Annotated in this window: 24 protein-coding genes, 1 tRNA gene and 1 pseudogene; 11 read left to right on the forward strand and 15 right to left on the reverse strand. The window is 66.5% G+C overall.

The window, feature by feature from the left end:
* Positions 1-112: pseudogene (locus C7I55_RS28495) on the forward strand (IS630 family transposase); the annotation flags it as partial.
* A 15-nt stretch (positions 113-127) separates the two neighbouring features.
* A complete protein-coding gene (locus C7I55_RS12035) occupies positions 128-430 on the forward strand; it encodes a hypothetical protein (RefSeq protein ID WP_199192811.1) in 303 nt (100 codons plus the stop codon).
* On the opposite strand, the gene C7I55_RS12040 is transcribed toward C7I55_RS12035, so the two are convergent.
* Positions 414-1,331 (reverse strand): diacylglycerol/lipid kinase family protein, encoded by a 918-nt coding sequence (locus tag C7I55_RS12040; protein ID WP_106513245.1) that lies wholly within the window; start codon positions 1,329-1,331, stop codon positions 414-416. The genes C7I55_RS12035 and C7I55_RS12040 overlap by 17 nt on opposite strands.
* A 106-nt stretch (positions 1,332-1,437) precedes the next feature.
* On the opposite strand from C7I55_RS12040, the gene hemB reads away from it, so the two are divergent.
* From hemB to C7I55_RS12060, 4 genes are all read left to right on the forward strand, one after another.
* Positions 1,438-2,433 carry a porphobilinogen synthase gene (gene hemB, locus C7I55_RS12045; protein WP_106513246.1) on the forward strand — a complete coding sequence of 332 codons (996 nt, stop codon included), beginning with the start codon at positions 1,438-1,440 and terminating at the stop codon, positions 2,431-2,433.
* Between the two features lie 112 nt (positions 2,434-2,545).
* Positions 2,546-4,804, forward strand: a complete 2,259-nt coding sequence (locus tag C7I55_RS12050; protein ID WP_233222185.1) for a fused MFS/spermidine synthase — start codon at positions 2,546-2,548, stop codon at positions 4,802-4,804.
* Entirely contained in the window at positions 4,801-5,337 is a 537-nt protein-coding gene (locus C7I55_RS12055; protein ID WP_106513247.1) for a GNAT family N-acetyltransferase, read from the forward strand. The genes C7I55_RS12050 and C7I55_RS12055 overlap by 4 nt, the downstream gene beginning before the upstream one ends.
* Positions 5,325-5,870 (forward strand): gamma carbonic anhydrase family protein, encoded by a 546-nt coding sequence (locus tag C7I55_RS12060; protein ID WP_106513248.1) that lies wholly within the window; start codon positions 5,325-5,327, stop codon positions 5,868-5,870. Before C7I55_RS12055 ends, C7I55_RS12060 begins: the two co-directional genes overlap by 13 nt.
* Here C7I55_RS12060 and C7I55_RS12065 read toward each other — a convergent pair.
* Positions 5,857-6,366, reverse strand: coding sequence for a hypothetical protein (locus C7I55_RS12065; RefSeq protein WP_106513249.1), 510 nt, complete (start codon positions 6,364-6,366; stop codon positions 5,857-5,859). The two genes, C7I55_RS12060 and C7I55_RS12065, sit on opposite strands and share 14 nt — an antisense overlap.
* Positions 6,367-6,503: 137 nt before the next feature.
* Between C7I55_RS12065 and C7I55_RS12070 the strand changes: the two genes are divergently transcribed.
* Together C7I55_RS12070 and C7I55_RS12075 are read left to right on the forward strand one after the other, a co-directional pair.
* Positions 6,504-6,580, forward strand: a tRNA-Arg gene (locus C7I55_RS12070).
* A 232-nt stretch (positions 6,581-6,812) separates the two neighbouring features.
* Complete coding sequence (locus C7I55_RS12075; protein ID WP_408640609.1) at positions 6,813-7,244, forward strand: protein-tyrosine phosphatase family protein; 432 nt, start codon at positions 6,813-6,815, stop codon at positions 7,242-7,244.
* 25 nt (positions 7,245-7,269) lie between these two features.
* Here C7I55_RS12075 and C7I55_RS12080 read toward each other — a convergent pair whose 3' ends face one another.
* Genes C7I55_RS12080 through C7I55_RS12105 form a run of 6 tightly spaced genes read right to left on the reverse strand, consistent with a single transcriptional unit; the run spans position 7,270 to position 13,248 of the window.
* The gene (locus C7I55_RS12080) at positions 7,270-8,151 is read right to left on the reverse strand and encodes an RDD family protein (protein WP_233222186.1); all 882 of its coding nucleotides are present in this window, start codon (positions 8,149-8,151) and stop codon (positions 7,270-7,272) included.
* A complete protein-coding gene (locus C7I55_RS12085; protein ID WP_106513252.1) occupies positions 8,144-9,136 on the reverse strand; it encodes a stage II sporulation protein M in 993 nt (330 codons plus the stop codon). Before C7I55_RS12085 ends, C7I55_RS12080 begins: the two co-directional genes overlap by 8 nt.
* Positions 9,133-10,446: a DUF58 domain-containing protein gene (locus C7I55_RS12090; RefSeq protein ID WP_106513253.1), complete on the reverse strand. Its 1,314-nt coding sequence runs from the start codon at positions 10,444-10,446 to the stop codon at positions 9,133-9,135. The genes C7I55_RS12085 and C7I55_RS12090 overlap by 4 nt, the downstream gene beginning before the upstream one ends.
* Entirely contained in the window at positions 10,443-11,399 is a 957-nt protein-coding gene (locus C7I55_RS12095) for an AAA family ATPase (protein ID WP_106513254.1), read from the reverse strand. The genes C7I55_RS12090 and C7I55_RS12095 overlap by 4 nt, the downstream gene beginning before the upstream one ends.
* Positions 11,396-12,601, reverse strand: coding sequence for a DUF4350 domain-containing protein (locus C7I55_RS12100; protein ID WP_158266401.1), 1,206 nt, complete (start codon positions 12,599-12,601; stop codon positions 11,396-11,398). Before C7I55_RS12100 ends, C7I55_RS12095 begins: the two co-directional genes overlap by 4 nt.
* Positions 12,598-13,248, reverse strand: coding sequence for a hypothetical protein (locus C7I55_RS12105; protein WP_106513256.1), 651 nt, complete (start codon positions 13,246-13,248; stop codon positions 12,598-12,600). The genes C7I55_RS12100 and C7I55_RS12105 overlap by 4 nt, the downstream gene beginning before the upstream one ends.
* Before the next feature lie 137 nt (positions 13,249-13,385).
* On the opposite strand from C7I55_RS12105, the gene C7I55_RS12110 reads away from it, so the two are divergent.
* Both C7I55_RS12110 and C7I55_RS12115 read left to right on the forward strand, forming a co-directional pair.
* Positions 13,386-14,132, forward strand: coding sequence for a hypothetical protein (locus C7I55_RS12110; RefSeq protein ID WP_146151009.1), 747 nt, complete (start codon positions 13,386-13,388; stop codon positions 14,130-14,132).
* Between the two features lie 50 nt (positions 14,133-14,182).
* A complete protein-coding gene (locus C7I55_RS12115) occupies positions 14,183-15,628 on the forward strand; it encodes a M48 family metalloprotease (protein ID WP_106513258.1) in 1,446 nt (481 codons plus the stop codon).
* Positions 15,629-15,646: 18 nt separating this feature from the next.
* Here the strand turns inward: C7I55_RS12115 and C7I55_RS12120 are convergent, their stop codons facing one another.
* Positions 15,647-15,829 carry a DUF3008 family protein gene (locus C7I55_RS12120; protein ID WP_106513259.1) on the reverse strand — a complete coding sequence of 61 codons (183 nt, stop codon included), beginning with the start codon at positions 15,827-15,829 and terminating at the stop codon, positions 15,647-15,649.
* A gap of 83 nt (positions 15,830-15,912) precedes the next feature.
* Between C7I55_RS12120 and pgl the strand changes: the two genes are divergently transcribed.
* Positions 15,913-16,626, forward strand: coding sequence for a 6-phosphogluconolactonase (gene pgl / locus C7I55_RS12125; protein WP_106513260.1), 714 nt, complete (start codon positions 15,913-15,915; stop codon positions 16,624-16,626).
* Positions 16,627-16,642: 16 nt separating this feature from the next.
* On the opposite strand, the gene C7I55_RS12130 is transcribed toward pgl, so the two are convergent.
* The 6 genes from C7I55_RS12130 to C7I55_RS12155 form a co-directional block, all read right to left on the reverse strand.
* Complete coding sequence (locus C7I55_RS12130) at positions 16,643-17,890, reverse strand: N-succinylarginine dihydrolase (protein WP_106513261.1); 1,248 nt, start codon at positions 17,888-17,890, stop codon at positions 16,643-16,645.
* Positions 17,891-17,893: 3 nt separating this feature from the next.
* Entirely contained in the window at positions 17,894-18,913 is a 1,020-nt protein-coding gene (locus tag C7I55_RS12135; RefSeq protein WP_106513262.1) for an arginine N-succinyltransferase, read from the reverse strand.
* A complete protein-coding gene (locus C7I55_RS12140) occupies positions 18,910-20,121 on the reverse strand; it encodes a hydrolase (protein ID WP_106513263.1) in 1,212 nt (403 codons plus the stop codon). Before C7I55_RS12140 ends, C7I55_RS12135 begins: the two co-directional genes overlap by 4 nt.
* Positions 20,122-20,174: 53 nt before the next feature.
* The gene (locus C7I55_RS12145; protein ID WP_106513264.1) at positions 20,175-20,669 is read right to left on the reverse strand and encodes an RNA pyrophosphohydrolase; all 495 of its coding nucleotides are present in this window, start codon (positions 20,667-20,669) and stop codon (positions 20,175-20,177) included.
* Positions 20,666-21,625, reverse strand: a complete 960-nt coding sequence (locus C7I55_RS12150; protein ID WP_233222187.1) for an alpha/beta hydrolase — start codon at positions 21,623-21,625, stop codon at positions 20,666-20,668. Before C7I55_RS12150 ends, C7I55_RS12145 begins: the two co-directional genes overlap by 4 nt.
* Before the next feature lie 452 nt (positions 21,626-22,077).
* Positions 22,078-22,308: a hypothetical protein gene (locus tag C7I55_RS12155; RefSeq protein WP_106513266.1), complete on the reverse strand. Its 231-nt coding sequence runs from the start codon at positions 22,306-22,308 to the stop codon at positions 22,078-22,080.
* Positions 22,309-22,853: the final 545 nt, after the last annotated feature.

The raw sequence follows: 22,853 nt of genomic DNA on the forward strand, positions 1-22,853 counted from the left end.
CGAGGAGCGCACCGTCGAAGCCTGCTGGAAGCGCATCGGAACCCTCCTCGACTGCTTCGACCCCGTCGAATGCGCAAACTACCTCGCAAACAGCGGATATGCTTCAGTCTAAGATGATCATGCTCTAGTGCTGTTCGGCACGGTACGTGCCAACGGCCAGGTGGTCTGGCCGCTGATCATCCTGTTCATCTCGATGTATCCGGTGCGGCTGGGTATAGCGCTCGGCGGCTACCAATGGCTCGGCGCCGACGCGCTATGGCTGAGCTTTCCCGTCGGCATGGTCACGACGATGCTGATGGCGACCGCGCTTTATCTCCACGGCGGCTGGCGGCGCAGCGGGATCGCGCCGTCGCCGATCGACGAGCTCGAATGCCGCGAGCAGGCTGAAGCGACCCGGGAGCCGGGCGGCGCGCTCAATCCGGCGGCGTAGGATCCACCGGATCGGCGGGGACCACGACTTCGACCGCGCACTGGGCGATGCTGGCGGTGACTGGGGTTCTGGCGAGCACTTCGCCGTCGATCGAGATCTTCTGCCGTGGCCGAGTCTCGATCCTCATCGTGCGGCCGTGGAAATGCTCGACCGTGGCTTCGCGCGCCTTGAGCTTCATCATGCTCGACAGCCAGTTCCACATCAATTTCGTCTTGCTGCGCCCGATGACTGCCTGGACGACGAGCTCCCCGGTATCCACGTCGGCTTTCTCGACCAGTTCGACGCCGCCGTGGAAGCGGCCGTTGGCGATCCGGACCTCCGTCGCCCACACGGTTTCCTTGCCGCTCTCGCTCTCGATCGTGAGACGAAACGGCCGAAAGCGGATCAGGCACCAGCTCGCCCACATCAGATAGCCGACCCGGCCGAGATATCGTTTGAGGCGGTGCGGGATTCCTTCGCCGATCATCGGCGACAGACCCATTGCGGCACAATTGGCGAAATAATCGCCGTCGATCTTGCCGAGATCGATCCTCCGCCGCTGACCGTTGGCGATCGTATCGACCGCGCCTTCGAGATCGAGTGGAATGCCAAGCGTTCGGGCAAAGCTGTTGGCCGTGCCGAGCGGCAACAAAGCAAACACGCAGTCCCGTCCGACGACGAAATCGATCGTGCAGGAAAGAGATCCGTCGCCGCCGCCGACGATCACCATCGGCGCGCCGTCCTCAACGGCCTTGTCGACGGTGCGGTTGAGCTTGCGGGGATCCTTTACCGCATGGCTCGCAATCAGCCGGACGCCGGCTTCCTCGAGCAGTCTCTTGGCGTCGTTGAACAGCTCTTGTCCCCGCCGCGAATGGGCGTTGACGATGAGGACGGCGTCGCGCGGCACGGGGCGGGGGGTCATCAGCACGATGCGTTAAACTCGCCACGCATCCGGAATGTTCAACGGCCGGCGCGGCGATCGCGCGAAGCGCTTCCACCCCAAAGGATCAGGCCCTACAGCGGCGGCGATGACTCAGTCCTCTTTCCCCGCTTTGCGGATGCGCCGTACCCGGGCCCATGCCTGGAGCCGCGCGATGGTCGCCGAACATGTCCTGACCGCGTCCGACCTGATCTGGCCGCTGTTCATCGCCGAAGGGCAGGGGGTGGAAGATCCGATCTCCACGCTTCCCGGCGTGTCGCGCTGGTCCGTCGACCTGATCGCCAAGCGGGCGGTCGAGGCGCGCGATCTCGGCATTCCCTGTATCGCCCTGTTTCCGAACACACCGCGGGGCCTGCGGACCGAGGACGCCCGCGAGGCGCTCAATCCGGACAATCTGATCTGCCGCGCCGTCCGGGCCGCCAAAGACGCAGCGCCCGAGGTGGGAGTTCTCACCGACGTCGCGCTCGATCCCTACACCGCCCACGGTCATGACGGCATCGTCGACGAGGCCGGCTATGTGTTGAACGACCGTACCAGCGACGTTCTGGTCGAGCAGGCGCTGGTGCAGGCGGCGGCCGGCGCGGACATCGTCGCGCCGTCCGACATGATGGACGGCCGCGTTGCCGCAATCCGTGCTGCGTTGGAGCGAGACGGGCGGCACAACGTCCAGATCATGGCCTATGCCGCCAAATATGCGAGCGCCTTTTACGGTCCGTTCCGCGACGCAGTCGGCTCGCGCGGGCTGCTGAAGGGTGACAAGAAGACCTATCAGATGGATTATGCCAATGCCGAGGAAGCGCTGCGCGAGGTCGCGCTCGACCTTGCCGAAGGCGCCGATACCGTGATGGTGAAGCCCGGCATGCCCTATCTCGACATCATCCGCCGGGTGAAGGAGCGGTTCGAAGTGCCGGTCTTCGCCTACCAGGTTTCGGGTGAGTATGCGATGATCGAGGCCGCGGTGGCGGCCGGTTGTGCCGAGCGGGACGCGATGGTGATCGAGAGCCTGACCGCGTTCAAGCGGGCGGGTTGCTCCGGCGTCCTCACCTACCATGCAATGCTTGCCGCGAGACTGCTCGGCGGCTGAGGCCGCTTCCCTTCCGCGATGCAGGGGGGGTAAGGCGATTGTCGGAAATGACCGTGGGGAGATATCGAGTGGTGGTGCAGGCGTCCGTCTTCCTTCAAGCCTGCCCCAGACCGTGACGTCCGCCGCCGCCGTCCCGGATGTGCCGCTCGGCCGCTTCGCCCGGCCGCTGTTCCTGCTGACGATCCTGACCGGATCGTTCCTCCTTTTCCTCACCCAGCCGATGGTTGCGCGGATGGCCCTCCCACGCCTCGGCGGCGCGCCGGCGGTGTGGAACAGCGCGATGCTGGTCTATCAGGCGCTGCTGCTCGGCGGATATGCTTATGCGCATTTCCTTTCGCGGCTGGCGCCGCGGCGGCAGGCGGGCGTGCATCTGGCGCTGTTCGCCGTGGCGGCCCTGTGGCTTCCGCTGGGGATCGGACGGGGCGTGCTGCCGCCCGATGCGTCGCCGGCCTGGTGGGCCTTGTGGTTCCTGCTGAGCTCGATCGGCCCCGTCTTCTTCATCGTGTCGGCGCAGGCGCCGCTGATGCAGCGCTGGTACGCGCTCGATTTCGGCCGCGGCGACCCCTATCCGCTCTACGCCGCCTCGAATCTCGGCAGCTTCGCGGGCCTGCTGTCCTATCCATTGGTCGTCGAGCCGTTGATGACGCTCCAGCAGCAGAGCCTGCTCTGGACCGGCGGCTATGCGCTTTTGGTGCTGCTCGTCGGGCTGTGCGCGCTCACCGTCCCGCCCGGTGCGGTCGAGGAGGCGCCGCTCGAACAGGATGGAGCGCCGCCGTCGCGCCGTCAGTTGCTGTGCTGGGTTGCGCTGGCGGCGGTCCCGTCCGGGCTGATGCTGTCGACGACCACCCACCTCACCACCGACATCGTCGCGATGCCGTTGCTCTGGGTGGTGCCGCTAGGCCTCTATCTGTTGAGCTTCGTGGTCGCGTTCGCGGAGCGACGTGGATTGGCCAACGCTCTCACCCTGATCGCGCCCTTCGTGATGCTGATCGGCGGCGGCCTCGCCTTCAGCGGCGGCGCGCGGGGGCCCTTCTTCATGGCGACGCTCGGCCTGTTCCTGCTGTTCACGGTGGCGGTTGCGCTCCACACCGCAATGTACCGCTCGCGGCCTGCGGCCGGGCATCTCACCACCTTCTATCTTGCCATGGCGGTGGGCGGGATGATCGGCGGCATCTTCTGCGCGCTGATCGCACCGACGGTGTTCGATTGGACCTACGAGCATCCGCTGCTGATCCTCGCCGGCGCGGTGCTGGTGCCGCAATCGCCGCTGATCCCATGGGGCGCGCGCATGCCGAAGTGGCTTGCCGCGACGATCATCCTGTTCGCGTTCCTGCTCTCTTACTGCGCCGACATGAAGCCGTTCCTCTGGATCGACACCCATTGGGCGCTCGCTTGCAGCATCCTGATCTCGCTGCTCGCCTTGCTGTTCCTCGGCCGACGATGGCTCTTCGGCCTGTGCATTGCGGCTCTGATGCTGAGCTATGGCGGCTGGCGCACGCTCGATGAAAGCCGGCATGCCGATCGCAGCCGCTCCTACTTCGGCGTCTACTCGATCAGCACGCGCTCCGATCCGCCGGCGCGCCTGCTCACCCACGGCACCACCCTGCACGGGGTGCAGAATCTGGGCCCTTCCGGCGAGATCGAGCCGACGACCTATTATGCTCGTCGCTCCGGGATAGGCCATGCAATGGCCTCGCTGGAAGTCTTTCACGGGTCGGCCCCGCGCGTCGGCGTGGTCGGCCTCGGCACCGGTACGCTCTCCTGTTATGCGCTGCCGGGGCAGGATTGGCGCTTCTTCGAAATCGATCCCGCCATCGTCACCATCGCCCGCGATCCCGCGCGCTTCACCTTCCTGACGCGCTGCGCGCCGCAAGCCAAGATCGTGCTCGGCGATGCGCGGCTCAGCCTGTCGCGGGCCGCGCCAGGCTCGCTCGACCTGCTCGCGATCGACGCTTTCTCGTCCGATGCCGTGCCGATGCACCTGCTCACCCGCGAGGCGCTGCAAGTCTATCGCCGCGCATTGTCGCCGACCGGCATTCTGATGGTGCACGTGTCGAACCGATATCTCGATCTAGAGCCGGTGCTCGCCGCCGCCGCGAAGCGGGACGGATGGCATGCGCGGCTCTTCAGCTACGTTCCCACCGAGCCTGAAGAGGCCCGCAACATGACGGCATCGGTGTGGATCGCGATGGCCCCGGATCCGGATACGCTGCTCGCGCTTCAGATCTCGAGCGGCGAGGATGCCTATCTCTGGCGCCCGCTCAAGGGCCGCAAGGACTTCAAGGGCTGGACCGACGATCATGCCAGCATCCTTCCGTTGCTCGAGGACTGGCGGAATTGGGTTCCGGACGCGATGAAGGATCTGCGATGATCGAGACCGAGCGACTCTGGCTGCGCAATTGGACTCCGGCAGATTGCGAGCCGTTCATCCGGCACACCAACACGCCGGGGGTGATGCAATGGCTGGGTGGAGTCAGGAGCCCCGACTTCCTCCGCGACCGTATTCTCGACCGCTTCATCCCCTGGCAGGAAACGCTCGGCCACACCTTTTGGGCCGTGGAGCGCAAGGCCGACACGGAATTGCTCGGCTTTTGCGGTCTCAAGATCGCCGATGATCCGGGCAGCCCGGTAGAGGGCGAGCTCGAGATCGGCTGGCGATTGCGCGAGGATGCCTGGGGGCAGGGCTATGCCAGGGAGGCCGCCGCCGCTTCGCTCGATTTCGCGTTCACGACGCTCGGGGCAGCCCAGGTCGTCGCTCTCACCGTCGAGGGCAACAGCCCGAGCTGGGGCCTGATGAAGCGGCTCGGCATGACGCGTCGCCCGGATCTCGATTATCAGGGGCCGGATTGGGCCGAGGGGATCGTCATCGTCTATCTGATCCGCCGCGAAGAATGGCGCAGCTGATCCGGTTCGGCGGCCACGCGCCGCGAGTCGAGCCAAGCGCCTTCGTCGCGCCCGGCGCGCGGTTGATCGGCGATGTCGAGATCGGCCCCGAGGCGAGTATCTGGTACAATTGCGTCCTGCGCGGCGACGTCAACCGCATTCGGATCGGCGCCCGGACCAATATCCAGGACGGCAGCGTCATTCACGTGGATTCACCCAAGCCCGGCGCCGCGGCCGGCCACCCGACGATCATCGGCGCCGATGTGCTGATCGGTCACATGGCTATGGTCCATGGCTGCATCCTTCACGACCGCGCATTCGTCGGACTCGGCGCAATCGTGATGGACGGCTGCGAAATCGAGAGCGGCGCGATGCTCGCCGCCGGGGCGATGCTGACGCCCGGGAAGGTGATTCCGTCAGGCCAGCTGTGGGCGGGGCGACCGGCGAAATATGTGCGCGATCTCAGCGGCGCGGAGCTCGACGGCCAGGCGCAGGGCATCGCCCATTATGTCGCACTCGCCAGGGCGCATGCGGAGGCGATCAGCGGGCGCTGAGCCGCTGCTCGAATTCGCCGAGTTGGCGCTGCTGCTGTTCGGCCAGCGCTTGAAGCGATGAAGTTGCCGTCTGCAATTGCGCGCTGTCCGCGGCGCTGAGCGGGCCTTCGGCTGCCTGGGCGATCGCGAAGGCGTCGAGATCGGCGAGCGCCTGCAGAGTCGCGCTCCGTCGGGTCTGCGCCCGCGAGACCGCCTGCTGCGCCGCCACCCAGCTGTCGCTGCCGGCACCGCCAGCACGCGCCACGATCGGCCGAGCCGCCGCCACAGCCTCGGCGAACGCCGCGTCTCCGGCACGAGCAGCGGCGATCAATGCGGCGAGACGCGAAGCGATCCCGGGGCGGTCCGGGGCAGGCTCCGGCACCCGCTCCGGATCGCCGGAGGCGTAGAGGGCCTCGGCGGGACGCGGCGCCAGCGAAGGGTAGGGCCCCGGCGCCGCACACCCGGCTGCCAGAGCAAGACAGGCGGCGGAGCCGGCGAGCAGGGCGACGATCTTCATGACGTCTTCCTAGAGTGTCGCGGCACGGCGTGGAAGCGCCTCCGCACCCGTCCCGGCACGCTTGCCGAGGCCGTTACGTTTTTCCTCAGAACGGGCTTGCCACGTTCGGATGTTGCCCGTAAGAGCCCCTCCACCGGGCGCCCGTAGCTCAGCTGGATAGAGCACCAGACTACGAATCTGGGGGCCGGAGGTTCGAATCCTTCCGGGCGCGCCATTTCGCTTTCGCGAACAAGATCAGCGCCTTGCGCGCACCGCCAGTGGTGCTGCGGCGCGGATCTCCGCTAGAACAGACCATCGGATTCCAACCGATCGTCCGCGCGATCGCGCCGAAACGCACCCGCGACCGAAACGCCGACATCTCGGATTCCAGCCCAATGACGGGAGCAAGCGAGATGCTGTCCGAACTTTACTGGATCGAGGCGCCCGGCGTGCCCCGTCTTGCCACAATGGCGCGGCCGCGTGCCGGGGATTGGCTGGAGGACGAAGTGGCACATTGGGCGCGGTCGGGTGTCGGGATGGTCGTCAGCCTGCTCGAGCCCGACGAAGTCGACGATCTGCAGCTTGGCATGGAAGCGGCATTGTGCCGACGAAGCGGCATCGAATACCGCTCCTTTCCCATCCCGGATCGCGGTGTTCCGGACGATGTCGGCGCGGCCTGGCGCTTTGCAGCGGAGATCGCCGAAACGGGCAAGACGATCGCAATCCATTGCCGGGCCGGCATCGGTCGCGCCTCGATCGTAGCTGCGCTGGTCCTGATCTGGCGCGGCCTGGCCGCTGATGCCGCCCTTCATGCCATCGAAAAGGCCCGTGGACTTCCTATACCGGACACCGAGGAGCAACGCGCATGGGTGCTGACGTTTCGCGATCGGCAACGCTGATCCTCAGCCGCGTTGCGTCTCCTTCCTACCGGTCGTGCTTGTCCGCGCGTCGGCGGCCGAACAGCAATTTGCGCTCGAGGCGCTTGCGTAGGGCTTCGTAATAAGCGGTGAGGAACCCCTCGTTGCTGTCGACCTCGCCGATCCCGAACTTGTCCCGGATCGTGCTCGCCACCGCGGCCATGCTGTCGTCATTCCCCGCGCGCAGCACCTGCTCGAGCGTCTGCAACTCGTAGATGCCATAAGCGTCGAGCTGTTCTTCGGTAAACTGATAGGTTGCGCCAGTGGCCTCGCCCCGCATCAGATCGAAGGTCAGGCTGCGCTTGGGCGCATTGATCACCCAGGTGCCCGCGAGCAGATCTCCGATGCGAAGTCGATCGCGATTGAACAGGGGGAAGAACAGGAAGAGGCAGGCCCAGCCGAGGCCGAGCAGGGTCGTCGCCGTGTCGACTCCGTCTCCGGCCGCCTCGAAGCCGAGGAAAGAGAGCGGCAGATAAACTTCGATCTCGCGCATCAGATTGCGGGCGATGACCGCATCGGCGGTGAGCCGGCCGCCGTCGCGGGCGACGACCCGGAGGCCCGCGATCCGCTTGCCGAATGTCGCCGCGCGCGGACCCATCTCCATCAGAATGAAGTAGAAGTTTCGCAGCAGGAAGAAGCCGAGCAGCCAGGTGATCGCGAGCACCTCCAGCCCGTGACCTTCCGTCGCCCAAAGGCCGAGCAGGGCGACCAAAGTGAAGACGACGAGCACGGCGATCATCAGCATCGCATCGAGCATGAAGGCCGTCATGCGCTGGCCGGCGGTGGCGAGGGTGAGGCCGAGGTCGACGCCCTCCGGAGTGACCAGGCGCCGGCGCATCGCCGCTTCGTCGCGCGGTGCGAGCGCCGCCTTCTTTGCCCGTCTAGCCATTGCGCGGCCTGCGCGGTGCGTAGAAATAGACCAGCCAGAGCAGCAACATGGTGAGGCCGATCGCGTAGCGAACGGCGTCTTCACGGATCAGCTGGCGGGCGAAGCCTTCGAGCAGGCCAGCGGCGATCAGCATGAACACGACCCCGACCATGGCCGTCGCGGCGCCGCGGCCCACCATGCTCGCGGCGGCGAGCCGCGATGCAGCGCCCGGGAAGACCACGCTCCAGCCGATCCTCAGGCCGGCGGCACCGGCAAGGGCGATCGCGAACAATTCGGTCGAGCCGTGGATGATCAGCCAGCCGCCGAGCTGCGGGCCTAGCCCGTGCCCGCCGTACAGGGCTAGGAAGGCGCCGAGCATTGCGCCAGTGTAGACGAGCAGCAAGGTGGTCGGAACGCCGAAGGCGAAGCCGAGCGCGAAGCAGAAGATCGCAACCTGGGCATTGTGGGTGAACAAATAGGTGGCGAAGAAGGCCAGACCGTCCTGGTCGGCGCCGGAATAGAGGCTTTCGCGCAGCTTTTCCCGACTGGCGCTGAAATCGCGCCCCGAGGCGAGGTCGCCTGGGACGAAGGCGTTGAAATATTCGGGTTGCGCGGAGACGAGCAGATAGCCTGCGATCGTGCCGACCAGCATCAGTGCCAGCGCGATCAGCGTTTCCCGGCCGAGGCCGCGAACCGCAGCCGGCCAGTCATGCACGAAGAATTGCCGCAGACGTGCACCCGGCGAGGTCCTGACGCCGTAGAGAAAGAAATAGGCACGAGCACAGAGATGCTCGAGATAGGTGACGAGTTCCAGGTCCAGCGAGGTCTCTCGGGCTACCGACAGCGAGGAGAGGGCGCTGCGGTAGAGGACCGGCAGCGCCATCAGATCATCGTCGGACAGCGCGCGCGGCGACTTCCTCTCGCAAAGGGAGACGAGCGCATCGAGCCGTCGCCATTCCTCCTCGCGTTCGGCACGAAGGCCGCGGAACTGGGCTGGAGCGTTCACAGGAGGTTCCTCTGCTTGACCTCTAGATAGGCATTGACCAGCGCCGGCCCCGCGCGATCGTGCGCCGCCTCGATGACGTGGACGCCAAGCCGCCTCAGTCGATTGACGACCAGGCGCCGCTGCCGGAGCAGAGCCGCCGCGGTGACCGCCCTGGTGACGTCCTCCGGTGCGTTCGGTTCGGCGGCGGCGAAGCCTTCGAGCTCCTCGTCGCGGAACAGGATGAACAGGACGAGGTGGCGCTTCAGCAGGGTACCGACTGCCGCGAGCATCAGTTCGGCGCTGACCGTGTCCGCAAAATCGGTGAAGATGACGATCAGCGAGCGTCGCTGCAGCCCGGTGGCGAGAGTCGCCAGCCCGAGCGTGTAATTGGTCTCCCGGTCGGAATATTCGACCGCCCCGGCGACCCGCTGCAGCAAGGCGAACGATCGTGCGCCGGAGACGGGCTTGGTCGAGACCCGCGGGTGGGAATCGAACCCGAACAGGCTGACGCGGTCACCGTCCTTCAACGCGACATAGGCGGTGAGCAGGGCGGCGGATACCGCGCGGTCGATCTTCGGCAGGCCGACGAGCGGCTCGCACATCGTCCGTCCACTGTCGAGCGCGATGATGACATTGTTGTTGCGCTCGGTGCGGTACTCCTTGGCGAGCAATTTCCGATGCCGCGCCGACTGTTTCCAGTCAATCGCCCGCCGGTCCATGCCCTGCTGGAAATCGGCAAGCGAATCGAACTCCGCGCCTTCGCCGATCTGCATTCGTGCGGTGAGACCGTGGAGCATGTCGCGGTGGCTGTAATCGGCCGAGCGCTCCCGCAGCGCACGAATGTCGGGAACGATCACGATCTCGTCGGTGACCGCCAGCTGGCGCTGCTTCCACACCAAGCCGAGCGGGCCGCGCCATCGCACCCAGACATGCTCGAAGCCGGCGACGCCGCGCCGGATCGCAACAAGGGGAATGATCGTCGTGCCCCGTCCATTCGCGATGGCGGCGTGGCTGCGCAGGCCGTTCGGCGCTTCGAGGAGATAGTGGCTGCCGATCGCGATTTCGCAGTCGGTCGGCGCCCCCTTGGCGAATGTCACTTGGATATCCACCGCGAGCTCCGATCCTGCCGCGGCGCTGCGGGGGCCGCCGACGGTCACCGCCACGTCCTTCGGTGCAGCGCCGAGCGCCGCGTCGAGGATCAGCAGGACGATCAGGAAGCCGAGAAACGCGAGACCGGCGACCCAGTAAGCCGGAGCGAGCACGCCGATCAGCAAGGCCACCGGCGCCGAGGCGCCGGCAACCACGATCGCGCGCGCGGACGGATAGATCAACGCGGCGCCTCGACCGCTTCGAGCAGGCGATCGATCACCGTCTCGACCGGCCGCCCCTCGATCTCGGCCGCCGGGGAAAGGGCGACGCGGTGGCGGAGCACCGATGGCGCGAGCGCCTTCACGTCATCGGGAATCACGTAATCTCGGCCGTCGAGCGCGGCGCGCGCGCGCGCGGCACCGGCGAGCATCGCAGCCGCGCGCGGCGACGCGCCCGTCTCGAGATCCGGAGCTTCGCGTGTCGCCCGGACGAGGTTCACGACGTAGCTTGCGACCTCGTCGACCATCGGAATTGCCGCCACCGCGGCGACGGCGGCTGCGACCTCCTGGTTGGAGACCCTCGCCTCGATTCCCCATTCCTCGGCTCGCGGCGCCCCGAAGCGAGCGCCGTGCTGGGCGACGATCTTTCGTTCCTGTTCCGCCGAGGGATAATCCATCTGGTGCTTGAACAGAAAGCGATCGAGCTGGGCTTCGGGAAGCGGGTAGACGCCCTGCTGCTCGATCGGATTCTGGGTGGCGACGACCATGAAGCGATCGGACAGTCGATGGGTGTCGCCGTCGATCGTCACCGCACGTTCCTGCATCGCTTCCAGCAGGGCCGCCTGGGTCTTCGGCGGCGTGCGGTTGATCTCGTCGGCGAGCAACAGCTCACAGAAGATCGGACCGTGCGTCAGCGTGAACTGGCTCGTCTGGAAATTGAACAGATTGGAGCCGAGGATGTCGGCAGGCATCAGATCCGGCGTAAACTGGATTCGACCGTAATCGAGGCCCAGCACCCGCGCGAAGCATTGGACGAGGAAGGTCTTGGCCGTTCCCGGAGGGCCTTCGAGCAGAACGTGCCCGGACGAGAACAAGGCGACGAGCAGCAGCTCGACCGCCTCTTCCTGACCGACGATCGCCTTCGCGATCTCGCCGCGGATCGTTCCGGCGAGGCTTCTGACGTCTTCTAGCTTCACGTGATCAAGTCCTTCTTCCATCGAAAGAGGGCGCGCGCGGCGGCGAGGAGCCGCGATCGATCCTCGGAGTTGCGCGCCTCCTCGGCGAGCGTGCTGAATGTGGGCTGGTCGTGCGGGGAGAGCCGGTCGAGATAGGCATCGAGCTCGCCGTCGCGAAGCGCGAGATGCGCTCCGCTGTCACGCGCCGCCGATTCGCGGATAAGCTCGGCATAGGCCGCGCCTGCGCTGTGCTCGCGGCGTGCGATCCGAAGCAGGGTGGCGCTGTTCTCGACCAGTGCGCTCTTGCCGAATGCGACGGCTCTTTTGTCCTGCGCCGCCGGCCCGAAGCGGAAGGCGCCGTGAAGACCGGCGAGCAGTGCTGCGACCACGAGGGCGAGCGTCAGCGGGAGGAATGGCTGCTCGAACGCCAGCTTGAGCGCGCTCGGCTTGCGGGCGAAGCCGTTGAGCGTCAGATCGAACACGATCCCCTCCGCCTCGGTTGCGTTGAGCGCGTCGAGCAGGGTCAGGGCCGCTTTGGCGCGTGCCGGATCGCGCATTGCCTGATTGTTGAGCAGATCGGGCTCCGCGAGCACGTAAAGCGGGGCGTCGCCGACGCGGCCGAGCAGGATGGCGCCCGATCGGGTGGTCACCAGCGGCTGGAGATCGTCCCCGCCGATGGTCTGCACCATAGCGGGTAGCGGGGCACGGAAATCGGGCATGAAGCCCTCGCCCCGCGCGCCGCCGGACGAAGGCTTTTGCGCGATCTTGAACCCGGGCTCGTCGTCGAGCATCCGCTCGACCAGGAAGCTCGGCAGGGTGCCTGCGCCCTTCACCCACCCGGGATGCTGGAGATCGGGTACGACCTGCCATTTGGGGAGCACGACCAGCGTCGGCTTGGCCGTCCTTTTTTCCAGCACCGCCTCGAGCGCTTCGTTGGTCGTATCAGGCTCGGCGGCGATCACCACGAGATCCTCGGTGTCGAGCATGTCGATCGAACGGGCCAGCTCGACTTCGCCGTCGCCGAGTGTGATCAGCTGGACGACTCCCTTGAAGCCGACGGCAGAAGCCGAAAGCGCATGCGCGCGCCCGTCCCGGCTGTTGCGCAAATCGCCGGCATAGGCGGTCAGCACCATGAACAGGGCGAACGCGACGAGCCCGGCGGTAATCAGGGCCGCGACCATTTTTGGATTGAAGACTGGGAGGGCCGCTGAAGCGCTCTTCACTTCTTCCACTCCGGCGCGAATGCGAATTCCTCGTAAGATGCACGGCAGAGCGTCCAATCCTGTGCGTCGAGGGTGCGTCCTCCGAACAGACTGCGCTCCACTGCCATGACGATGCGGGAAAAGGCGGTGCGGGGGGCCGCGGGGATCTGGGGTGCCCCGGCAATGTCGCGGCTGGTCAGCGCGGGTCGCACGATCTTGGGGCGCTTGCGCTCGATTTCCTCGATGCTTCTGAACAGCAACAGGTGCGCAGCCTCACCGAACCTTCCGGATGCGGCGAGCGAATCCGCTTCGGCAAGCAGCGCGCGCGCCGGCGCTTCGTCGGGGCGCCAGGCATCGCTCGCCGGCCCCGGCTCCGCGTTGCGACGACGCTTCAGGAAAGCGAGGCCGCCGCCTTCGATCCAGCGAAACAGCCAATAGAGAATGGAAAGCACCACGATTGCGAGAACGATCCAGAAGATGGCCTTGAAGACCGGTCCGCCATTCTCGAGCAATTCGGCAAGCCACCGCAGCCAGGCCGGAGGCTCGGGCGGCACGAATTCCGGCAGATCGAACTGGATCGAACTGTCGGTGCGAAGCTTCGCATGCGCCTCTGCGAAGCGCGCAGGGTCGCCGGCCGCCGTCCATTCCTGTTCCGCTGAATCCGCCAAACCACGCCCCCTGCGGGCGATGTAAGCGGGTCTGCCCGCCGCGTGCAAGCGCAAGCGACGAGAGGGCGGCCGGCGCTGTGCCGATCTGGACAAAGCGGGTGCCACGGCTAAGCTGCGGGGCAACACGGAGGGGAATGATGGCAAGTCTGGCGCATCAGCAGAAAATCGACATTGGCCGGGTGATTCAGGGCGGGGTCAGCGCCGTCGGCGCGAACGCACCGATGTATCTGCTCGCGGCGCTGGTGCTCGCCGGCGTTCCAACCTTCCTTGTGCAGTATTTCTTCGTGACGGGGATTCAATCGTTCAACACGACGACGATCGTCCTGATGGTGGTGTCGGTTTTCGTGACATTGTTCGGGACCTATTTGCTTCAGGCGGCGATGGTTCGCTCCTCCATTCTCGTGCTGAGCGGACGGGACGCCGACATCGGTGGCAGCCTGGGCGTCGCGCTTCGCCTGGTGCTGCCGATGATCGGCCTTGCGATCGTGACGACGTTCGGGGTGGCGCTCGGCATGATGCTTCTGATCGTGCCGGGGATCATGCTCTATGTAGCGTGGGCCGTTGCCGTTCCCGTGTTGATCGAGGAGAAACGCGGCGTGTTCGGCAGCCTCGGCCGAAGCGCCGAGCTGACCAAGGGCTCACGATGGGCGATCTTCGGGCTGCTGGTCGTTTACGTCATCGTGGCCAGCGTGATCGGAGGGGTATTCGGCGCATTCGGTCCGACCAATCCGTTCGAGGCTTCCTTTGCATTCGCACTGGTCAACGCTCTATCCTCGACCGTGACCAGTCTCATTGCCGCGGCCATGCTCGCGAGCCTCTATGTCGAGCTCCGAACGGCCAAGGAAGGCGCGACCTCGGACGGGCTGGCGGCGATCTTCGCCTGATTTTGGCCGTGCCCGACGCAACCGGATCGGCCGAGAAACGTCCCTGCTGAATGCGTTCGACAATCGGCCTGTTCACCCTTGCGTCCCTCCTTCTTGCCGGCTGCGGAGGCCCGGATGCGTCCGGGCCGGCCGTGACCGGGGAGGATCGCGCCGCCGCGGCCGAGCAGCATGCCCAACTGCTTGCCGAATTCGGCGGCGCCTATCAGGGTGACGAGAGCGTCTATTTGACGCGGCTCGGCGGGAAGATCGCGGCGGCCGCGGGCCTTGAGGGACAGTGCACCTTCACTCTCGTCAACACCGACGTGGTCAACGCATTCGCCGTGCCCGGCTGCTACATCTACGTGACCCGCGGACTGATGGCGATCGTCGGCAGCGAGGGCGAACTCGCCTCGGTATTGGCGCACGAGGTCGGCCACATCGTCGGCCAGCACAGCAAGCGCCAGCAGAAAAGGTCGCTGTGGCGCGGGCTCGGCGTGCTTGCGGTGCAGGTGCTGACCGGATCGGAGCGGCTGACCCGCATCGCCGGCAACGCCGCGACCTTCTTCACGTTGCGCTATTCGCGGGCCCAGGAATATCAGGCGGACGATCTCGGCCTCGGCTTCCTTCGCTCCGCCGGCTACGATCCCTACGCGGCCTCCGACATGCTGGGTGCGCTCTCGCGGCAGGAGCAGTTTCTGGCCGCGACCAAAGGCCGGGACGAGGCGAAGAGCATTCCGGAATGGGCACGGACCCACCCGCTTACCGGCAGCCGCGTGGAACGCGCGCGGCAAGCCGCAGCGGCGACTGGCGCGCAGCCCGACGCCCTGCCGGAATATGAAGACCGGTATCTGCAGGCGCTCGACGGCCTCCTCTACGGCGACGATCCGCAGCAGGGTTTCGTCCTTGGCCGGCGATTCGCCCATCCGGTGATGCGGATCGGGTTCGAGGCTCCGGCGGGCTTCACGCTTACCAACAGCCCGCAGGCGATCCTGATCGAAGGGCCGGACGGATTGCGCGGAGAGTTCGGCGGCGGCCGGGTTCCGGAAGGGGGGCTTCAGGCTTATGCCGAAGCCCTGTTGCGCCAGCTGCTCGGCGATGCGCCCGTGCGCGTCGGCGATGGCCGGGCGGCGCGGGTGAACGGCGTCGACGCGCTGTTCGTGCCGGCCGCCGTGTCGACCGAAAATGGCGAGATCCCGCTGTCGATCGCCGTCTACCAGGCGTCTGGCGGCAATGCCTATCACTTCGCGATGGTGTCGAACTCGGCGGGCGGCTCGGCGGACGCGCTGGATCCGCTGTTCCGCTCCTTCCACCTGCTCTCGGCGGAGGAAGCCCGCCGCCTGCGGCCGCGGCGGATCAGGGTGGCCGAGGTCGGTCCGGGAGACACGATCGCCTCGCTTGCCGGACGCATGGCGGACACCAACCAGCGCGCCTTGTTCCTGTTTCTCAACGATCGCGCGCCGGACCAGCCCGTGCGGCCGGGCGAGAAGGTCAAGATCGTAAGCTTCGCCGAGCGGTGATAGGTTGTCAGGCTGCCCTCAGCCGACGTGCTCGGGCTTGCCCTTGCGCTTGGTGGAGGCGAGTTCTTCCAGCTGAGCCTCGCTCATCGATCCGGCCATGCCCTTAGATGCGCCCTTGAGCTTGCTCTTGGGCGTGTCGCCGCGCTTGGCCGAAAGTGCGGCTCCGGCGGCCTTTTGCTGCGCTTTCGATTTGGCAGGCACCGGTGACTCCTCTAACGGCACTCCCAACCGGAACCGACGCGCCCGACGCGCGGTTCCTTCGACACGATCCCAGCGGAGGAACAATGGACGAGATCGAATGGTGGGAGTTCGACTCCGCCAAGGACATGGCCGAGCAGGTTGCCGGTGACATCGGCTTCGTGATCGAAAGCGCGCTCGAGGCGCACAAGGGCGCGCGCCTGGCCGTGCCCGGCGGCTCGACCCCGGATCTGATCTATGCCGAGCTGCTCAAGCGCAAGGACATCGACTGGACCAAGGTTACGCTGATCCCGACCGACGATCGGCTGGTGAAGCTCGATGACGGTCTCAGCAACTACGGCAAGCTCGAGGGCTTCTTCGGCGCGAGGAAGGCCGACATCGTCAGCCTGATTGACGAAGCGGCACTGGAAAATCCGCAGGAAGCGGGCCGGCTTGCCGATGCGCGTCTTTCGCTGCTGCAATGGCCGCTCGATCTCGCCTGCCTCGGAATGGGTGCCGACGGCCACACCGCCAGCATCTTCCCGGGCCCCGATTTCGATGCGGCGGTGAACGGCCCCCGCACCCGCCGTGCGATCGGCGTGCGTCCCGATCCGCTGCCGGACGCGGCACCGGTCCCGCGGGTCACGTTGACCGCGCCGGCGCTCGCCTCGGCGCGTACCGTGATGATCGTGATCTCCGGTGCCGAGAAGCGGCGCGTCCTGGAGCAGGCGCTGAAGGAAGGGCCGCTTTCCTCTTATCCGATCGGCCGCGTCGTCTCGGCGATGGACGTTCCGATCGACATCTACTGGAGCGCAGAATGACGGCGCTTGCGGGGGCTCAGACGAGCTCCCGCACCCCTACTTCCTCGTAGAGCGCGGCCCGCGCCTGTTCGAGCTGTGCCCACATAGCGGGATCGAGCAGGTTCTCCGGCGTGATCGCCTCCGGCCACTCCTGCGCAATGACGGCGCCGATCCGGTCGAGCCTCGCTTCGTCGACCAGGAAGCGCGGATCCACCCGTTCGGGCTCAGCGACGACCCGCAGGCGCAGGCAGGCGGGCCCGCCGCCATTGGCCATCGACTGGCGCACATCGACCACGAAGATCTGCCGGATCGGTCCGTTGCCGGCGACATGCGCCTGCAGCCAGCTCCAGACCGACGGTGTGTCGCGCGCTTCGTCCGGGAGGATCATGCCCATGCCGCCGACGGGCAAGGTCACCAATTGCGCGTTGAACAGGTAGGATCGGATCGCGTCCTCAAGGCTCACGGCGCTGGCCGGCACCTCGACGATCTCGACCTCCGGCGCCAACCGCTTCAGCTCGGCATAGAAGACCGGGCCATTCTCGAACGCCTGCTCGTGGGTGAACAGGACATTCTCGTTGGCCACGGCGACCACGTCGTTGTGGAAGGCGCCGGCGGCGATCGCCGCCTCCGACTGGCAGACGAACAGGGTTCGATCGGGATCGAGGCGATGCAGGCGGGCGATCGCCCGACTGGCTTCCTCATGTTGGCGCACCGGGTAGACCCCGCCGCGCTGCCCGTAGACGAAGACCTCGACACCCGGGGCGTCGTGCGATGCGCACAGGCGCATGTGGTTGGCAGCGCCTTCGTCGCCAAAGGTTGCGGGCACCGGCGCATGGACGGCGAACCGCGTGTCGTCGGCGAAGGCCAGCCGGAGCTGCGCCAGCGTCTCCGGCCATTCGTGGCTGCGATGCGCCATCGTCCGCAGGTTCGCAGCGGTGAGGTGGCAGCGGCCGTCCGCGCAATCGGGGGCAGGCGAGACGGTCGCGGCATTGGCCGCCCACATCGCCGAGGCTGAGAAGGCGGCCGGGCGGAGCGAGGCAGGCACTGCCTCCACGCCGGTGCCGAGCTCCGCCAGCCAGGCACGATCCGGACGGCGGTGCGGCAGCAGGAGGCCCTGTGGAAGGCCGAGGCGGAGGTTGTGGCGCATCTTCTCGAGCCCTTGCAACGCCGCGGCACGGGGATGCGAGACCAGCCCCTTGTTGCTGGCGGAGGCAACGTTGCCGAGGCTGAGGCCGGCATAATTGTGGCTCGGCCCGATGATGCCGTCGAAGTTGATCTCCCGCATCGCTCAGCGACTCATGGCCAGGATCGTATCGCCTGCAGAAATGCCGAGCATCTGGGCCGTGGCGCGGCTGATCGTCGCACTGCCGCCCGGGGCGGTTTCGACGCAGGCGCAGCAGGCGCGGAAATCCTCCAGACGGCCGCTTGCCAGCATCTCCGAAGGGCCGCTGACCTCCTCCGCGATGTTCTCCACCGTCAGGCTGCGGGAATCCCGGATCGTGCGGATCTGGTCGGTCGGCGAGATCATCGTCGGGCCGCCGTCGAAGATGTCGACGTAGCAATCGAAGTGAAAGCCCTCATTTTCCAGCATCTTCATCGCCGCGCGTCCCTTGGGATGCGGGACGCCGATGACGCTGCGGGCGCTTTCCGGCAGCATCGCGGTGTAGATCGGAGTCTTCGGCATCAGATCGGCAATGAATTGGGTGCCGTGGGCGGCGTTGAATTCATCCGCTTCCTGGAAATTCATGCCGAAGAACTTGCCGGCAATCGCGTCCCAGAACGGCGATCCGCCGCTTTCGTCAATCACCCCACGCAGTTCCGCCAGTACGCGCTTGCCGAACCGTTCGCGGTGAAGCTTGATGAACAGATAGCGGCTGCGGGCGAGCAGCAGGCCAAGCCCGCCTGCGCGCTCTCCCGGGTGGAGGAAGAGGCCGCCGACTTCCGAGGAGCCTTCGAGATCGGTCGAGAGGTTGAGGAGCTGGGCGCGGAAGGTCTTGCCGAGTGCTTTCGACGTCTGGGTGAGGGTGCCGATTCGGTAGCTGTAGAATGGCGCGTGCACGCCGACCAATCCGAACACCTGGCAGGTTCCGCGGATCTGGCCGGTGTCGACATTTTCGAGCACGAACAGGAACATGTCGTCGCTCGGCTCGTCACCGGTTCGCTCGAACGATTTCTGCGAGCGGACGATCTTGTCGACCAGGGCGCCGCGGTCCGGCGGGAGGTTGGTGAAGCCGCCCCCGGTCAGCTTCGCCATTTCGTAAATGGCCTGGAAATCGTCATTGCCCGCCGGGCGCACGCGAAAGCTCACAATTTCTCCCCTGTAGCGAGCCGGAGGAGCGCCAGGGCCGACAATTGCGCGCGTTCCTCGAGGCTCTTCACGATCAGATATTCGTCTGTGGAATGAATGGCGCCGCCGCGCACGCCCATCGTGTCGACCACCGGCACCCCGCAGGCGGCGATGTTGTTGCCGTCGCAGACGCCGCCGCTCGCCCGCCATCCAATGTCCTGGCCGAGATCGGCGCCGCATCTTTTCACGAGGCCGAACAAGCGCTCGGCACCGGCATCGAGCGGCTTCGGCGGACGGCCGAAGCCGCCATGGACATGGATGACGACATCGTGCTCGGCGGCGATCGCATCGACCGCGCCGTCCAGCGCCGCCTCCGCCGCAGCCTGCTTCTCGCGTGTTTCCGGGCGCATATTGACCCGCAGGACGGCGAGATCGGGCACGACATTGTTGGGACTGCCGCCGTCGATCTTCGCGGGATTGACCGAGAGGCCGGGGGCGCGAGCTGCCGCCAGCCGCACGGCGAGGTCCGCCGCCGCGACCAGGGCGTTGCGGCCGTCCTCCGGATTGCGGCCTGCATGGGCGCTGCGACCGGTGACGACGATGGAGAAATTGCCGCTGCCGGGGCGCGCGCCGGCAAGCGTGCCGTCGGGCAGGGCGGCGGGCTCGTAAGTGAAGGCGGCATATTTCCCGCGCGCCGCCGCCGCGATCAAGGCGGCCGATCCGGGCGAACCGACCTCCTCGTCGGAATTGATGACGATCTCGTAGCCGAGAGTGGCGGCCAGCGGCGATGCCTCCACGGCCTTGAGCGCAGCAAGCATGACCGCGAGGCCGCCTTTCATGTCGGCGACACCGGGTCCGCCGAGGACACCGTTCTCGCGCCACGCAACCGACTGGAACGGATGATCGACACCGAACACCGTGTCCATGTGGCCGGTAAGCAGCAACTGCACCGGAGCATCGGCCCGGACCTTGAGATGAAGGTTGCGGCCATGTTCAATCGCGCGCGTGCTGCCGCCGGCATCGACGGCTTCGGCCGGGGAGGGGGCAAGCAGCGCGAGATCGCCGGGCAGGAGCGAAAAGGCGTCCGCCAGCATCGTGGCGATCCCACTCAGCCCCTCGAGATTGCGCGATCCGCTGTTGATCGCCGCCCAGGCCATCACCTGGTCGAGCATCGGCTCGGCGGCGCAGCGCGCAATCGCGTCGCGCTCGATGATCGTCAGCCCCCGCATCCGCTTGCTCTAGCCAACCGGTGCGGCGGAGTACAGGCGGCGCCCGTGGTCGATCAGCGCAGCCATTCGCGGAAGGCGTGGAGGACCTTTTCGTACAGCTCGCGTTTGAAGGGGACGATCATCGCCGGCAGGGTTTCCGGATCGGCCCAGCGCCACGCACGGAATTCCGGGTGCTCGGTTTCGATGTCGATATCCTCGTCTCGACCGAGAAAGCGGCAGAGGAACCAATGCTGGCGCTGGCCGCGCCACTTGCCCTTCCACAGCTTGCCGACGAGATCTTCCGGGAGATCGTAGAGCAGCGCCTCGGGAGCGCGGGCGATCACTTCGACCTTGTCGCGGGTGATGCCGGTTTCTTCTTCCAGCTCACGCAGGGCGCCGTCTTCCGGTTCCTCGCCCTCATCAAGACCGCCCTGCGGCATCTGCCAGGCCTCGAGCGTCGAGTCGAGGCGTTGCGCGACGAACACCTTGTTATCGCGATTGATCAGCATCACGCCGGCGCCGGGGCGATAGGGAAGGGTGTACCGGTCCACGCGGTTTTGCTCGCTCATTGTGCCTGTGCCTCCTCGATGATCAGCTTCAGCGCCTCGATCGCGCCGCGCACGTCGGTATCCGACGACGGAATCGCCTTTCGGAGCGAGATGAAGCCGTGGATGTTCCCGGTTGCCTCGCGGAACACCGTCCTCACCCCCGACTGCACCAGCGCGGCTGCATAGGCCCGGCCCTGGTCCCGGATCGGATCAAGGCCGGCGGTGAGGACCAAGGTCGGCGGCATGCCTGTCTGGTCCTTGAGCAAAGGCGCATAACGCCAGTCGTTCCGATCGGCCCGATAACACTCCTCGAACCATCCCATGTCATCTCGGGTGAGCAGATAGCCCTCGGCGAAATCGGTGAAACTCGGATAGCCCTTCGCCGGATCGGCGGCAGGATAGATCGGCCACTGCGCAAGGACGGGGACGGCTGCCGGCGAATCACGCAGAGCGAGGCTGACGACGATCGCGAAATTTCCGCCGGCGCTGTCGCCGCAAGGGATCAGGCCGGTGATGCCGCGGCCGAGCGCATCGGGGCTGGCCGATGCCCAGCGTGCCGCGGCGATGCAGTCGTCCGGCCCCGCGGGAAACGGATGTTCCGGCGCCAATCGATAGTCGACGGCCAGCACGGGGAGATCGAGCGCCTTGGCAAGCATCGTGCAAAAAGGCTCGTGCGTGTAGAGATCGCCAAGCACGAAGCCGCCGCCATGGAAGAAAAGCAGCAGCGGCCCCGGGGCGCGGGTTTCGCGCGCGTCGTAGAGGCGAAGCGGAATATCGCCGCCGGGTCCAGGACAGGAGAGATCCCGGATCACGACAAGCGGCTCCACGGGCGCATCCGCCACGTCCCGCGATTTCCGCATCATCTCGCGCGCCGCATCCAGGCCCGCTTCGCTGCTGCGCGGGCCCGGCAGGGCGTTGAGGAAATCGAGAAAGGCGCCGACATCGGGGCGCACGGAGGGTTCGGCGGATCGGTTCAAGCAGTCGGCTCCAATTTAGGCGCCGGGCGACGCCGAAGATCGGGCGTCATTAGGAACCAGGAGGAGGCGCGTCCACTGCCGGACATGCTCGGGAAATCCCGGAGCCGAGATCCCGAAAGGCGGACCGAGGCGCGCTAATGGGGGGAGCTGCCTCGGCCCTGACCGACCGGCGAACAGGGGTGATCGGGTCGGCTGCGCGCTCTTTGGCCGATTCGGGCCGGTACTTCCATATGGGAGGAACACCGTATCGCAGTTTCGACCGTCTACGTGGGACGGTACGTCGACACTCTTCGTCCCAGCCAGCCTGCCTCGGTTCGGCGTCGCTCGGGGAGCGACAGGGGCAGTGGGCACGCGAGAAGCCTCTTGCGAGCGCTTCCGCTCTTCCCGTCGCGGATCGCGGCAGGTGCCGCCAACTCAGTCGAGGACCTGGATGATCGATCGCTTTCCGGCGATCAGGCGTCCTGGAGGACGGCCGCGCGGGCGCGGTGGAGCGGCGCGCAGCGCTCGATCCAGGCAATCTCCATCTCGCGCCCTGTCTCGGCGAGTTGCTGCGCACGCCGCATGTGGAGCGCGCTGAGCTTCAAATGTGCGGTCGCGACCTCGGACCGTTCCGCTCGATACGCTGCATCGAGCTCGGCCCGTGCCCTGGCGACGTGGAAATCCTTGTCTTCGGAGGTCAGCACAAACACTCTCCCGGTGAATGGAGCGGTCGTTCGACTAGGCAGGCATAATGCCTTGGCGTTGAAGATCAGGCGCGGTGATTGTTACGCGTCGCCCAGACCAGCAGGCGCGCAAACAGCATCCAGCCGCCAATCTCTTGCTCGGCGAACTGTCGTGCGGCTCCTGAATTCATCTTTCCGTTCAGCATGCTTCGACTCCCGTCTTCCGCATGGCGAGCTTTAGCAGAGGCGTATTGCAGTCCGATGACGTTCGATCTTGGCGATCCGGGCTGGGACTGCCTCGGGCCGGAGTGCGAAGCTCGGACTGTGGCTAACGGGACGCACATGCGGCGGTGCGGCATGGCGCTGATCGAGCGGGGAGCGGGGCAAACAACAAGTGCCCGGACATCGCTGCCCGGGCACCTGCGTGACGATTGCTCGTCAACCCCCTTGGAAGATGACGGCCCGCACGAAATCCCACCTCGCATAGGATAACGGGGCCGATGCCTCCCCGAACCGAGGCCTTCGCCAATCGTCCGGTGACCCCTGCTAGGCGCTGAGGCCCCGTA

The organism is Allosphingosinicella deserti (assembly GCF_003012735.1).
Taxonomy (GTDB): domain Bacteria; phylum Pseudomonadota; class Alphaproteobacteria; order Sphingomonadales; family Sphingomonadaceae; genus Allosphingosinicella; species Allosphingosinicella deserti.

Excerpts from the sequence above, each read along its gene's own strand:
- C7I55_RS12040 (WP_106513245.1), bottom strand. The coding sequence starts at position 1,331 with ATGACCCCCCGCCCCGTGCCGCGCGACGCCGTCCTCATCGTCAACGCC.
- hemB (WP_106513246.1), top strand. The coding sequence starts at position 1,438 with ATGACTCAGTCCTCTTTCCCCGCTTTGCGGATGCGCCGTACCCGGGCC.
- C7I55_RS12055 (WP_106513247.1), top strand. The coding sequence starts at position 4,801 with ATGATCGAGACCGAGCGACTCTGGCTGCGCAATTGGACTCCGGCAGAT.
- C7I55_RS12060 (WP_106513248.1), top strand. The coding sequence starts at position 5,325 with ATGGCGCAGCTGATCCGGTTCGGCGGCCACGCGCCGCGAGTCGAGCCA.
- C7I55_RS12065 (WP_106513249.1), bottom strand. The coding sequence starts at position 6,366 with ATGAAGATCGTCGCCCTGCTCGCCGGCTCCGCCGCCTGTCTTGCTCTG.
- C7I55_RS12075 (WP_408640609.1), top strand. The coding sequence starts at position 6,813 with ATGGCGCGGCCGCGTGCCGGGGATTGGCTGGAGGACGAAGTGGCACAT.
- C7I55_RS12080 (WP_233222186.1), bottom strand. The coding sequence starts at position 8,151 with ATGGCTAGACGGGCAAAGAAGGCGGCGCTCGCACCGCGCGACGAAGCG.
- C7I55_RS12110 (WP_146151009.1), top strand. The coding sequence starts at position 13,386 with ATGGCAAGTCTGGCGCATCAGCAGAAAATCGACATTGGCCGGGTGATT.
- C7I55_RS12115 (WP_106513258.1), top strand. The coding sequence starts at position 14,183 with ATGCGTTCGACAATCGGCCTGTTCACCCTTGCGTCCCTCCTTCTTGCC.
- pgl (WP_106513260.1), top strand. The coding sequence starts at position 15,913 with ATGGACGAGATCGAATGGTGGGAGTTCGACTCCGCCAAGGACATGGCC.
- C7I55_RS12130 (WP_106513261.1), bottom strand. The coding sequence starts at position 17,890 with ATGCGGGAGATCAACTTCGACGGCATCATCGGGCCGAGCCACAATTAT.
- C7I55_RS12140 (WP_106513263.1), bottom strand. The coding sequence starts at position 20,121 with ATGCGGGGGCTGACGATCATCGAGCGCGACGCGATTGCGCGCTGCGCC.
- C7I55_RS12145 (WP_106513264.1), bottom strand. The coding sequence starts at position 20,669 with ATGAGCGAGCAAAACCGCGTGGACCGGTACACCCTTCCCTATCGCCCC.